12 protein-coding genes are annotated in these 12,708 nt (G+C 72.4%); 7 read left to right on the top strand and 5 right to left on the bottom strand.

The genetic code is table 11. From position 1 onward, the window contains the following. Positions 1–59: 59 nt before the first annotated feature. The 4 genes from PV341_RS38590 to PV341_RS38575 form a co-directional block, all read right to left on the bottom strand. A complete protein-coding gene (locus PV341_RS38590; protein WP_500360250.1) occupies positions 60–1,280 on the bottom strand; it encodes an MFS transporter in 1,221 nt (406 codons plus the stop codon). A 94-nt stretch (positions 1,281–1,374) separates the two neighbouring features. Continuing rightward, entirely contained in the window at positions 1,375–2,295 is a 921-nt protein-coding gene (locus PV341_RS38585) for an endonuclease/exonuclease/phosphatase family protein (protein WP_500322401.1), read from the bottom strand. A gap of 268 nt (positions 2,296–2,563) precedes the next feature. Next, the gene (locus PV341_RS38580) at positions 2,564–3,208 is read right to left on the bottom strand and encodes a TetR/AcrR family transcriptional regulator (RefSeq protein WP_500322271.1); all 645 of its coding nucleotides are present in this window, start codon (positions 3,206–3,208) and stop codon (positions 2,564–2,566) included. After that, positions 3,205–4,809, bottom strand: coding sequence for a DHA2 family efflux MFS transporter permease subunit (locus PV341_RS38575; RefSeq protein WP_500322270.1), 1,605 nt, complete (start codon positions 4,807–4,809; stop codon positions 3,205–3,207). The genes PV341_RS38580 and PV341_RS38575 overlap by 4 nt, the downstream gene beginning before the upstream one ends. Before the next feature lie 170 nt (positions 4,810–4,979). On the opposite strand from PV341_RS38575, the gene panB reads away from it, so the two are divergent. The 7 genes from panB to PV341_RS38540 all read left to right on the top strand — a co-directional run bounded on the left by panB (position 4,980) and on the right by PV341_RS38540 (position 10,939). Beyond that, the gene (gene panB / locus PV341_RS38570; RefSeq protein ID WP_500360249.1) at positions 4,980–5,861 is read left to right on the top strand and encodes a 3-methyl-2-oxobutanoate hydroxymethyltransferase; all 882 of its coding nucleotides are present in this window, start codon (positions 4,980–4,982) and stop codon (positions 5,859–5,861) included. Positions 5,862–6,062: 201 nt separating this feature from the next. Next, positions 6,063–6,608: a hypothetical protein gene (locus tag PV341_RS38565; protein ID WP_499511531.1), complete on the top strand. Its 546-nt coding sequence runs from the start codon at positions 6,063–6,065 to the stop codon at positions 6,606–6,608. After that, positions 6,608–7,201 carry a sigma-70 family RNA polymerase sigma factor gene (locus PV341_RS38560; RefSeq protein WP_089221762.1) on the top strand — a complete coding sequence of 198 codons (594 nt, stop codon included), beginning with the start codon at positions 6,608–6,610 and terminating at the stop codon, positions 7,199–7,201. The genes PV341_RS38565 and PV341_RS38560 overlap by 1 nt, the downstream gene beginning before the upstream one ends. Next, the gene (locus tag PV341_RS38555; protein ID WP_500322268.1) at positions 7,198–7,911 is read left to right on the top strand and encodes an anti-sigma factor family protein; all 714 of its coding nucleotides are present in this window, start codon (positions 7,198–7,200) and stop codon (positions 7,909–7,911) included. The genes PV341_RS38560 and PV341_RS38555 overlap by 4 nt, the downstream gene beginning before the upstream one ends. A gap of 163 nt (positions 7,912–8,074) precedes the next feature. Then, a complete protein-coding gene (locus PV341_RS38550; protein WP_500322266.1) occupies positions 8,075–9,055 on the top strand; it encodes an ATP-binding cassette domain-containing protein in 981 nt (326 codons plus the stop codon). Further along, positions 9,052–9,873 (top strand): ABC transporter permease, encoded by an 822-nt coding sequence (locus tag PV341_RS38545; RefSeq protein WP_500322265.1) that lies wholly within the window; start codon positions 9,052–9,054, stop codon positions 9,871–9,873. Before PV341_RS38550 ends, PV341_RS38545 begins: the two co-directional genes overlap by 4 nt. A 10-nt stretch (positions 9,874–9,883) precedes the next feature. Further along, entirely contained in the window at positions 9,884–10,939 is a 1,056-nt protein-coding gene (locus tag PV341_RS38540) for a PHP domain-containing protein (RefSeq protein ID WP_500360248.1), read from the top strand. Here PV341_RS38540 and PV341_RS38535 read toward each other — a convergent pair. Continuing rightward, positions 10,930–12,480, bottom strand: a complete 1,551-nt coding sequence (locus tag PV341_RS38535) for a M48 family metallopeptidase (protein ID WP_500360247.1) — start codon at positions 12,478–12,480, stop codon at positions 10,930–10,932. The genes PV341_RS38540 and PV341_RS38535 overlap by 10 nt on opposite strands. Positions 12,481–12,708 lie beyond the last annotated feature (228 nt).

Raw genomic sequence — 12,708 nt, 5'->3', positions numbered from 1 at the left:
GGCGGGGGAGAAACCCCAACCGCAACCACAACGGCGCCGCACACGAGGCACGGGCCAGGTCAGCGCACGCGCTCCCGCACCGCGGGCGGCTGCCCGGACACGACGACCCGGGACAAAGAGGACCCCGCATCGGAGCCCGCGCGCCGCTCCCACAGGCCCGCGACCGTCGCGATCGCGAGCCCCGTGACCGCCAGCACCGCGCCCGCCACCGCCGGGGCGGTGTAGCCGAGGCCGTGCGCGAGGACGACCCCGCCGAGCCAGGCACCGCCCGCGTTGGCCAGGTTGAACGCGGCCTGGTTCGCGGAGGAGGCCAGCGCGGGGGCGTGCCGGGCCTTCTCCATGACGAGCATCATCATGGGCGACCCCGTCGCGAACGCCGCGATCCCGAGCAGGACGACCGTGAGCGCCGCGCTCCAGCGGGCGTGCGCGGTGACCGTGAACAGCAGCAGGACGACCGCGAGCGCGCCGAGCCCGCCGAGCAGCGCGGGCCGCAGGGCGCGGTCGGCGAGGCGGCCGCCGAGGAGGTTGCCGATCGTCGCGCCGACGCCGAAGAGGGCGAGCACCAGCGTGACGCTGCTCTCCCCGAACCCGGCGACCTGCGTGAGCATCGGCGTGACGTAGCTGTAGACCGCGAAGACCGCGGCGAAACCGAAGATCGTGGTGCCCAGCGCCAGCCAGACCTGCCCGCTGCGGAAGGCCGACAGTTCCCGGCGCAGGCCGCCGCCCGGGGCGAGGGGGATGCGGGGCACGAGAAGGGCGATGCCGGCGATGGCGGCGAGGCCGATGATGCCGACGGCGAGGAAGGTGGCGCGCCAGCCGAGGTGCTGGCCGAGGAGGGTCGCGGCGGGGACGCCGACGATGTTCGCGACGGTGAGCCCGGCGATCATCAGGGAGACGGCGCGGGCCTTGCGCGCGGGGTCGACCATGCCCGCGGCGACGACCGCGCCGACGCCGAAGAAGGCGCCGTGCGGGAGTCCGGACAGCACGCGCCCGGCGAGCAGCCAGCCGAAGCCCGGGGCGAGGGCGGAGAGCGTGTTGCCGACGGTGAACAGGGCCATGAGGGACAGGAGGAGGGCCTTGCGCGGCATCCGCGTGGTGACCGCGGCCAGGAGCGGGGCGCCGATGACGACCCCGAGGGCGTAGCCGGAGACGAGGTAGCCGGCGGTCGGGATGGAGGTCTGCAGGTCGTCCGCGACGTCGGGCAGCAGGCCCATGATCACGAACTCCGTCGTACCGATGCCGAATGCGCTGATCGCCAGTGCGAGCAGGGCGAGAGGCATGACAGGCCTTTCCGGGGCAGGGTCGGGAGCAGTTATTAGTTTAACTGCGGAACAAAGTCTGCCCGGCCCGTTCTTCCCGTGGGCGAAGAACTCGTTACGGGAGTGCTACCTTCGCCGCCACCGGGCGGTGGTCGCTGCCCGTCGCGGGCAGCACCCAGGAGGCGGTCGGCTCCAGGCCCCTGACGAGGATCTGGTCGATGCGGGCGGTCGGGAAGCCGGCCGGCCAGCTGAAGCCGAAGCCGTCGCCCGCGGCGCCCTGCGTGGACCGCATCTGGGAGGTGATGTTGGCGAGCGCGCGGTCGTTCATCGTGCCGTTGAGGTCGCCCATGAGGATGACGTCGGGCAGCTTCTCGTCCGCGACGGCCTCGCCGAGCGCGTCGGCGCTGCGGTCGCGCTCGCCGGCGGTGAAGCCCGCGTTGAACTTGACCCGCACCGAGGGCAGGTGCGCGACGTAGACCGCGACCTTCCCGTGCGGCGTGGTGGCGGTGGCGCGCAGGGCGCGGGTCCAGCCGAGCCGGATGTCCACCGGCCGCACCTGGCCGAGGGGGTACCTGCTCCACAGCCCGACGGTGCCCAGCACGGCGCTGTACGGGTAGCGGGCCTTGAGCCCGGACTTGTAGACGGAGACCTTCCCGGCGGGGATCTCCTCCAGCGCGACGAGGTCGGCACCGGAGCCGATGAGGTCCTGCGCGGTGCGGGCGGGGTCGGGGTTGTCGGCGTTGACGTTGTGGGTCAGCACGGTGAGGTCGCCCCCACCGGCGTCCTTGTCCGTGAGGAGCCCGCCGAAGAAGTGCAGCCACACCACGATCGGCAGCAGGACGGCGATCAGCGCGGTCGCCGAGCGCCGCAGCACGCCGACCACCAGCAGCACCGGGAGCGCGAGCCCGAGCCAGGGCAGGAAGGTCTCCAGCAGGCTGCCCAGGTTGCCGATCCGGTTGGGCACCGCGCCGTGAAAGGCCATCACCACGGCGATGGCGAGGGCCAGTACGGCCGTGACGATCCCCCGCCGCCACATGCGGTCGCCGAAGGACCAGAACCGCCGGAAGCGTCCGAAACGTCCGTTCGCACCCGAACCCTGCGGCCTGGTACCGCCGTCGGTGGTCACGTCCGCGTCGTACGCCTGAGCCATGGGGGGAGTCCTCACTGTCTTGCCAGGTGCTCAGTCGACCATAGGCGATCGACGCCCGGAGGACGGGACTCGCCGGGCGACAGGTTCCCCCGCCGCCCGGCGAAAGGGCACCCTGTGACAGAATCAGGACATTCCCCCTTGTTCCCCCAGGCGTTCAGCGCCCGGCGCGGACGCCCTGCAGCACCGAGTCGACGATCAGCTCCGACAGCCCCTCCGGCAGTGCCGCGTCCGGCCGCAGCATCGAACGCGACAGCATGGGGCCGATGAAGAGGTCCCCGAGGAGTTCCGGGTCGATGTCGTCGCGGAGTTCGCCGCTGCGGATGCCCCGGCCCAGGACCTCGCGGACCTGGGCGCGCCGGGCCGCGATGACGGTGTCGTGGTAGGCGGCCCACAGTTCCGGCTCGTTCTGCACCTGGGCGAGGACGTTGCGCAGCAGGGCGGAGGAGCGCTTGACCAGGGCCCTGCGCCGTATGAATTCGACGCAGGTGACCAGGTCGTCGCGGACCGAGCGGCCGGCGAGCCGCGGGGTCTGCTCGTCGACGGACTTCATGACGTCGAGCATCAGCGCGTTCTTGCCCGCCCAGCGCCGGTAGACGGTGGCCTTGCCGACGCCGGCGGCGCGGGCGATGCGCTCCATCGACAGCTCCCCGATCGTGGCGCCCTCCTCCAGCATGCTGAGGACGGCCTCGATGATCGCGGTGTCGGCGGCGGCGCTGCGCGGACGGCCGCGCGGGAGGCGCCCGGCGGGCCCGGGGACCGTGTCGCCGCCGGGTTCCGTCACCGCCCGGGTGCCGGTCACCGCTCCGCCCCCACCGGGCTGACCTCGCGTTCCTCTCCGCCAGCGGGACGCCCCCCGGCGGTCTTGCCGGGCAGGAAGACCACGACGACGAGCATGCCGAGCAGCGCGACACCGCTCGCGACGTAGGCGGTGACGTGCATGGCGTCGAGGAAGGCGTCGGTGGCCGGGGCGAGCAGCGCCTTGCCCGCGGGACCCATGCTCTCGGCCACGGCGCGCGTGGCCTCGATGGACTCGCCGGCCCGGTGCTGCACGTCGGCGGGGAGGCCCGTCAGGTGGTCCGCGATGCCGTCACGGTAGACCGTCGACATCAGCGAGCCCAGCACCGCAACGCCGAGCGCGCCGCCGACCTGCCGGAAGGTGTTGTTGACGGCGGAGCCGGAGCCGGCCTTCTCACGCGGCAGGGAGGACATGATGGCGACGGTCGCGGGCGGCATCACGTGGGCCATGGCCGTGCCCATGAGGAAGAACAGCACCTCCAGCTGCCAGATCGGGGTGTCGGCGTCGAGCAGCTGGAAGCCGAGGAAGCTGAGCGCTATCAGCGCGAGCCCGGCGGCGCAGGTGAGGCGGGCGCCGATCCGGTCGACGACCAGCCGGGCACGGGGCGCGAAGACGAGCTGGGCGACGGCGAGCGGGAGCAGCAGCAGGCCGGAGTCCAGGGCGCTGTAGCCGCGCACGCTCTGGGTGTAGAAGACCATGAAGAAGGTCACGCCCATGAGCGCGAAGAAGACCAGGCCGATCGCGGAGACCGAGGCCGAGAAGGTCGGGTTGCGGAAGTAGGAGACGTCGAAGGCGGGGTGGCTGCTGCGGGCCTCGTGCCAGACGAAGGCGCCGAGGACCACGAGGCCGCCGATGATGGCCGCCAGGGGCGTGGGGGCGGTGAAGTCGGCGAGCTGGCCGCCCTTGATGATGCCGTACACCAGCAGCACCAGGCCGACGATGGACAGCAGCACGCCGACGGGGTCGAGGCGGCCCGGCCGTGGGTCGCGGGAGTCGGGGACGATGAGCACCATCGCGACCAGGGCGACGGCGATGATCGGCACGTTCACCAGGAAGACCGAGCCCCACCAGAAGTGGTCGAGGAGCAGTCCGCCGGTGACCGGGCCGATGGCTATCGCCAGGCCCACCGCACCGGTCCAGATGCCGATCGCCTTGGGCTGCTCCTCGCGCTCGAAGACGTTGATGATGATGGCGAGCGTCGCGGGCATCACGAAGGCGCCGCCGAAGCCCATGACCGCGCGGAAGGTGATCAGCTCGCCGGAGGACCCGGCGAAGGCCGAGAGCACCGATCCGACGCCGAAGACGGCCATGCCGAACAGGAGCACCTTCTTGCGGCCGAGGCGGTCGCCGAGCAGGCCCGCGGTGAACAGCAGACCGGCGAAGACCAGTGTGTAGGAGTTGATCGCCCACTCCAGCTGGCTCTGGGTGGCACCCAGGCCGGTCGGGGCGGGCTCGGCGATGGTCTTCATCGCGACGTTGAGGATCGAGTTGTCCAGGACCACCACGAGGAGGCTGAACAGCAGGACGGTCAGGATCCCCCAGCGGCGGCGGTGGACCGCCTCCGGGACGCTGGGGCTCTGCGGCTGGGCTGTGTCGGCGGGCATGCCGTCAACGTAGACCCGATTTCCGATACGGGACCGTCTCGTATTGTAAAACCTCGGCAAAAGGGGCAGTGACGGACGCCCCCCTTTGCGCGGACGGCGGCGCGTGTCAGCATGGAATCGGTCCGGGGACGCCGTCAGGGCGCCTCGAGATGACACAAGGAGCAGTTGCAATGACGCATGCCGTTCCGGCTGCCCAGACGCCCGCCCAGCCCGCTCCCGACAGCAGCAAGGCGCTGTACGGCGGCAAGGGGACACGGCGGATCACCGTCCGGGACATCGCCGCCGCCAAGGAGCGCGGCGAGAAGTGGCCCATGCTCACCGCCTACGACGCCATGACCGCCTCGGTCTTCGACGAGGCCGGCATCCCCGTGCTGCTGGTCGGCGACTCGATGGGCAACTGTCACCTCGGCTACGAGAGCACCGTCCCGGTCACGCTGGACGAGATGACGATGCTGTCCGCGGCCGTGGTGCGCGGCACCAAGCGCGCGATGGTCATCGGCGACCTGCCGTTCGGCTCGTACCAGGAGGGTCCGACGCAGGCGCTGCGCAGCGCGACCCGGCTGGTCAAGGAGGCCGGGGTGGGCGCCGTGAAGCTGGAGGGCGGCGAGCGCTCCGCCCAGCAGATCGACCTGCTCGTCCAGGCCGGCATCCCCGTGATGGCCCACATCGGCCTCACCCCGCAGTCGGTCAACGCCTTCGGTGGCTACCCGGTCCAGGGCCGCGGCGAGGAGGCCGCCCAGCAGCTGCTGCGCGACGCCAAGGCCGTGCAGAACGCCGGCGCCTTCGCCGTCGTGCTGGAGCTGGTCCCGGCCGAGCTGGCCGCGGAGGTCACCCGGATCCTGCACATCCCGACGGTCGGCATCGGCGCGGGCGTGGAGTGCGACGCCCAGGTGCTGGTCTGGACGGACTTCGCCGGGATGACCGGCGGCCGGGTGCCGCGCTTCGTCAAGCAGTACGCGGCGCTGCGCGAGACCCTCGGCGGTGCGGCCAAGGCCTTCGCCGAGGACGTCGTGGGCGGTGCCTACCCGGCTGCGGAGCACAGCTTCCACTGACCCTCGGACGACCTGTCGCGGCGCCACGCGCGACTTCCCCCTGAGGCGGTGCGACCCACCGCCGGCTTCCGCCCCGGGCACCCCCTCCCCGGGGCGGAAGTTTTTTCTGAGGACGTTGAGTACACCGGCCCTCACCCCCGTATGAGTGGGCAACCGCCCACCAGGGGCGGAGCACCGACGAGAAGTGCCGGGGGCCGTGGCATGAACGTTCCGAAGTTGCGCCGATCGGTGGGGGCGGGGGCATTCGCCTCCGCCGCGCTGATCGTCGCCACCGCCTGCAACGCGGGCGTCGACAATGCCAGTCCCCCGGTGGGCGCGATCCAGGCGTCGCAGCCCGCACCGGCGCCCGGCCTCCGGACCGTCGACAACGCCCAGCTCGGCAAGCTGGTCACCGACGAGAAGGGCTGGGTGCTGTACCGCTTCGAGCAGGACAAGCCCAACCCGCCGACCTCGACCTGCACCGGCGAGTGCGCGACCCAGTGGCTGCCGGCCGCCGCGGTCTCGGACACCCAGGTGCAGGGCGTGGACCAGAACCTGGTCGGCAGCGTGAAGCGCCCCGACGGCACGATGCAGCTCACGCTCAACGGAATGCCGCTCTACCACTTCGCGGGCGACAAGAACCCGGGCGACACCAAGGGCCAGGGCGCGAACCGCACCTGGTACGCGGCCACCCCGGACGGCGAGAAGGCCGGGGCGCCCGCGCAGCCGAAGAGCGCCTCCTCCGAGAACGGGTCAGACGGGTACTGATGGGACAGCAGGCATTGAGAGGACTCGACCCCCAGCGATCAGTAGGGCAGGATGCGCTCGTGGCCGACCATCGCTCAGGTGGGGTCCCCGAAGAGGACCTCATGCGGGCGCTCTACCGCGAACACGCGGGTGCGCTCTTCGCATACGTTCTTCGGCTGGTCGGCGGTGACCGCTACCTGGCCGAGGACGTCGTGCAGGAGACCCTGCTGCGCGCGTGGAAGAGCGCGTCCCGGCTCGACCCGGGCGCCCGTTCCCTGCGGCCCTGGTTGGTGACGGTCGCCCGGCGGATCGTGATCGACGGCCACCGCAGCCGTCAGGCACGGCCCCCGGAGGCCTCCCCGGCCGCCCTCGACCAACTCCCGGCCGAGGACGAACTCGAACGCTCCCTGAGGCTGATGACGATCTCCGACGCACTGGATGATCTCACCGAGGCCCACCGCCAGGTGCTGATCGAAACGTACTTCAAGGGCCGGACGGTCAACGAGGCCGCGGCGGCGCTGGGGGTACCGCCCGGCACCGTGCGCTCACGCGTCTTCTACGCCCTCCGCTCCCTGAAAATCGCTCTTGAGGAAAGGGGTGTGACCACCTCGTGACGGTCTACGGTTACGGCTCCGGGGCAGGTACCCCCCACGACCCGCACGTCGACGTCGGGGCGTACGTCCTCGGCGTGCTCGACGACGCCGACATGGCGCGCTTCGAGGAACATCTCGCCATCTGCCACCAGTGCGGACAGCAGCTCGACGAGCTGAGCGGCCTCGTGCCGGTACTCGCCGAACTCGCTCCCGCCGGCGCCGGAGTGCCCCTCCCGCCCAGTGGCGACAAGGTGCTCGGACGTCTGCTCGGCAAGGTGTCGGACGACCGCAAGACCCGCGCCCGGCGCAGGATGTTCGCGCTCGCCGCCTCGGTGGCGCTGATCGTGGCGGGCCCCACCGTCGCGGTGCTCGCCTCCGGCGGCGGCTCCGACGACGCCCAGGCCAGGGTCTACGCGGAGCAGTTCAAGGGCACCGACAACTCCACGGGCGTCAAGGCGACGGTCGGTGTCAACGAGAAGAAGTGGGGCAGCGAGGTCGGCCTCACCCTCGCCGGGGTCCAGGGCCCGCTGACCTGCCGCCTGGTCGTCGTCGGCAAGGACGGCTCCCAGCAGACGGTCGGCACCTGGAGCGTCCCGACGGCCGGCTACGGCACCTCCGACCAGCCCAACCCGCTCACGCTGGACGGGTCGGCGGGGATGCAGCCGGACTCCATCTCACGGTTCGACGTCGTCACGTCCCAGGGGCAGCGGCTGGTGTCGGTCACCACGTAGGCACTGAAGGGCCGATGCCCGAGGGGGGACGCGCGGTGCGCGTCCCCCCTCGGGCGTTCTCCGGTGGCGTCGCGTCGGCGGCCGGGGGCGCGTCGGCACCGTGTCGGTGAGGCTGTCAGCGATATGTCGGCGCCGTGTCGGTGAGGCGCGCGACCGTGGCGGCATGACACAACGAGATGCCAAGAGCGCGGACGCCGCCGTCAGGGTGCGGGGGCTCGTGAAGCGCTACGGGGAGACGAAGGCCCTCGACGGGGTGGACCTGGACGTGCGGCAGGGGACCGTGCTCGGCGTGCTGGGGCCGAACGGCGCCGGGAAGACGACGTTGGTGCGGATCCTGTCCACGCTGATCCGGCCGGACGCCGGCACGGCGATGGTGGCCGGTTACGACGTGGTGGCGCAGCCCCGGCAGCTGCGCCGGGTGATCGGGCTGACCGGGCAGTACGCGTCGGTCGACGAGTCCCTGTCGGGCCGCGAGAACCTCTACATGATCGGCAGGCTGCTGGACCTGTCCCGGCGGGACGCGCGGAGCAGGGCGGACGAGCTGCTGGAGCGGTTCTCGCTGACGGACGCCGCCCGCAAGCCCGCCAAGGAGTACTCCGGCGGCATGCGCCGCCGCCTGGACCTGGCGGCGTCGATGATCGGCCGCCCGGCAGTGCTGTACCTGGACGAGCCGACCACCGGCCTGGACCCCCGCACCCGCAACGAGGTGTGGGACGAGGTGCAGAACATGGTCGCGGACGGCTCGACCGTGCTGCTGACCACGCAGTACATGGAGGAGGCCGAGAAGCTCGCGCACGAGCTGACGGTCATCGACCGCGGCCGGGTGATCGCCGGCGGCCGGGTCGAGGAACTGAAGGCGAAGGTCGGCGGCCGGACCCTGCAGGTGAGGCCGGTGGACCCCGGGGAGCTGGACGCGATGGCGACGGCGCTCGGCACGGGGACGCAGGCCGTGCCGGACCACGCGGGCGGGGTGCTCAACGTGCCCATCCTCAGCGACGAGCAGCTGACGGACGTCGTGGCCGCGCTCGGCGCGCACGGCTTCGCCATCGCCGGCATCGACACCCATCTGCCCAGCCTGGACGAGGTGTTCCTGGCCGTCACGCGCGGCAGCGGCACCCGGGACCGAGAGGAGCTCGCGGCATGACCGCCGTCACCGTCCCCGCGGGGAACACCAAGGCCGCCACCGCCGATCCGCGGATCGGGCTGCGCGCCAACCTCCGGCACATCGGCGCCCTCGTGCGGCGCAACGTCCTGCAGATCCGGCAGGACCCGGAGTCGATGTTCGACGCGCTGCTGATGCCGATCGTCTTCACGCTGCTGTTCGTGTACGTCTTCGGCGGCGCGCTCGAGGGCAGCCAGGAGAAGTACGTCAACTACATGGTGCCCGGCCTGATGGCCATGATGGGCATGAACATCGCCATGGCCGTCGGCACGGGCGTCAACTCGGACTTCAAGACCGGGGTGATGGACCGCTTCCGCACGATGCCCATCGCCCGCTCCTCCGTGCTGATCGCGAAGATCGTGGTGGAGATCGGCCGGGCGCTGGTCGCCACGGTGATCCTCCTCGTGATGGGCTTCATCCTCGGACTGCACGTGGACAACGGTGTGTTCGGGCTGGTGGGCGCGGTGGTGCTGTCGCTGACCTTCGGGGCCTCGCTGATGTGGGTCTTCATCCTCCTGGGTCTGGTCGCCCGGACCCCCCAGTCCGTCCAGGGACTCGCCATGATCGTCGTCCTGCCGCTGCAGTTCGGGAGCTCGATCTTCGCCAAGCCCACGACCATGCCGGGCTGGCTGGAGGCCTTCACCCGCTACAACCCGCTGTCCAACCTCGCCGACGCCTCCCGCAACCTGATCAACGGCGGTGCGGTCGCGCACTCGGCGATGATGACGCTGATGTGGGCCGTGGGCATCACGGTGATCAGTGCGCCGCTGGCGGTGGCGAGGTTCCGCAACAAGACCTGATCCTGGAGGCATGGACCCCGTCGAGGCGCTGGACCGGATCGCCTTCCTGCTGGAGCGGGACGGCGCCCCGACATACCGGGTCCGTGCCTTCCGCGGGGCCTCCGCCACGGTCTCCGCGATGCCGCCGGAGGAACTCCGGCGGCGCGCGGAACGGCCGGGTGGCCTGGAGGAGGTCAAGGGGCTCGGCCCGAAGACCGCCGCCGTCGTCCGGGAGGCGCTGGCGGGCCACCGGCCCGCCTACCTGACCCGGCTGGCGGAGGGAGCCGCGGACGCGGTCAACCGGCCGGAGGGCGACGCGGGGCGGCGGATGCGGGCCGCGCTGCGCGGCGACTGCCATCTGCACTCGGACTGGTCCGACGGCGGCAGCCCGATCGAGACGATGGCCCGCACCGCGATGGAGCTGGGCCACGAGTGGGCGGCGCTCACCGACCACTCCCCGCGGCTGACCGTCGCCCGGGGGCTCACCGCCGAGCGGCTGCGCGCCCAGCTGGAGGTGGTGGCCGAGGTCGGCGCCCGTCTCCCCGGCTCCTTCCGGCTGCTGACCGGCATCGAATGCGACATCCTCGCGGACGGCGCCCTCGACCAGAACGCGGAGCTGCTGGACCGGCTGGACGTCGTCGTCGCGTCCGTCCACTCCAAGCTGCGGATGGACCGGGACGAGATGACCCGGCGGATGATCTCCGCCATCAGCAATCCGCTGGTGGACGTGCTGGGGCACTGCACGGGACGGCTGGTGGCCGGCAAGCTGCGCCCGGAGTCGGAGTTCGACGCGGACCTGGTCTTCGCCGCCTGCGAGCGCTTCGGGGTGGCCGTGGAGATCAACAGCCGCCCGGACCGGCTCGACCCGCCGCGGCGGCTGCTGCGCAAGGCCGTGGAGGCCGGGGTCCTCTTCAGCATCGACAGCGATGCCCACGCCCCCGGCCAGCTGGACTGGCAGATCCACGGCTGTGCCCGCGCCGAGGAGTGCGGCGTCCCTCCGCAGCGGGTGGTGAACACCTGGGACGCGGACACCCTGCTGCGCTGGACCCGCACCCGTGAGGTGCCGGCCGCAACGTCTCAGGTCTGAGCCGGTGCCCGGTCCACGGGCAGCCCGAGGAGTTCCCGCAGGCCCGAGCTGTCCGGTTCCGCTCCGTCCTGCGGGGACACGGCCGCGTCCACGGCACGGTCCAGGGCGGCGTGGACGCCCTCGTCGAACTCCAGGTGCCTGCCGCGTTCCCAGTCCAGTTCCCAGCGGGCCCGGCCGTCCTCGACCAGGGCCGCCAGCGCCAGGGAGTACAGCCCGTCCGCGGCATCGGCGCGGGCACGCGCCCGCAGGGAGTCGTCGAGGAGCATGTGGCCCCCGTGGCCGGGGCGCGGCATGCAGTCGACGACCTCCGGCCAGCGCCCGGCGTCGAGGGCGTCCAGCAGCATCCCGAGGTCCGCGGGGGTGCGCAGGACGGCGCGGGCGGCCCGGAGCACCGGCGTCGTCTCGGCGCCGAGCTCCGCCGTCCCCACCTCGGCGGCCAGGTCCCGCCAGGGCAGCTGCCGCAGCCCGGCGGCCCCGGGGAGCGCCAGCACGGTGCGGGCACCGGTTGCCACGGGATCCCCGAGCAGGCCGGCGCCCGCCGGTGACGGCTCGCCGGGGACGGTCCCGGCGGCGTCCTCGGGCAGCGCCTCGATCGCCGCGACCCGCTCGCGCATCGGGGGGTGCGAGTCGTAGGGCGAGGTCTTCTCCCGGGGCGGGTCGGCGATCAGCCGCCGCTCCTCCTCCCGCCAGGTGCCGCTGTCCAGGAACGCGCCGAAGCCGGGGTGCACCTCCTCGGCCGGAGGGAGCAGACCGAGCGCGGTACCGATGCCGGCGTACTCCCGGACGTAGCGGGTGTGCGCGGCGTCGAGCAGGGGGATGCGCCGCAGGGCGGCGGCGGTGGTGTCCCGTCCGGCGATCCGCGCGGCGGCGCGGTCCGCGGCCAGTTCCCCGAGGCGTGCCTGGGCCTGCGTCGTCCGCAGGCAGAAGCGGGCGTAGCCGGCGAACATCGAGCCCATCGCGTGGCCGATGCCGTTGCCGTCCTCGGCGTAGCGCTCCAGGACCCGCATCAGGCCCGCGCGGTTGCGGGCGGCCAGCCCCGCCAGGAGGGTGTCGCGCCGGGCGAAGTGGCCGAGTTCGTGGGCGATGACCGCGTCGATCTGGCGTTCCGTCAGCCCCGTCAGGTACGGGATGCCGAGCACCATCCGCCGGCGCCCGGCGACCAGGCCGAGCACCCAGGAGCTCTGCCAGACGGCCGCCATCGGCTCCGCCACGAGCCAGAGCTCGACGGGGGCCGCCGTCTCCATGGCCTCGGCCACCCGGCGCACACGCGCCCACAGCTCCGGTTGCTCGTCCGCGGTCACCCGCACCCCGGCCGGCCGGTGACGGTTGACGCCGCGGACGGAGGCGAACAGGCCCGACACCAGCGGTGAGGCGAAGGCGACGCTGATGCCCAGGAACAGGAAGGTCACGTAGCCCTGTCGCAGCGCGACGTCGGTGAGGACGACGTCCGCGGCGACGATCGACGCGAGCAGGCCGACGGCCATGACGTAGAAGCCGAGCAGCAGCACGAGCAGCCGGACGGCCTGGAGGAACGCACGCATGCCGGAAGGGGTCTCCTGGGAGCCGAAGGGGGAGTCGCCCCGCGACGGCCGAGCGGCGACGCGCCATGGTATTCCCGCACCGACCACTGCTCAACGGCCTTTCCGGGGTGGGGTGGTGCGCTCCTCCCCGCGGTCAGGCGTCGGGCCGCAGGCGGAGCACCGTGGTGAGGGCGTGGCGGCCCTCGCCCTGGAGGATCTCGACGGGGAGCGGTGCGGGGAGGGGGCGGT

Source organism: Streptomyces sp. PA03-1a, assembly GCF_033792805.1.
Taxonomy (GTDB): Bacteria; Actinomycetota; Actinomycetes; order Streptomycetales; family Streptomycetaceae; genus Actinacidiphila.
This window is presented reverse-complemented; position numbering and strand designations above follow the sequence as displayed.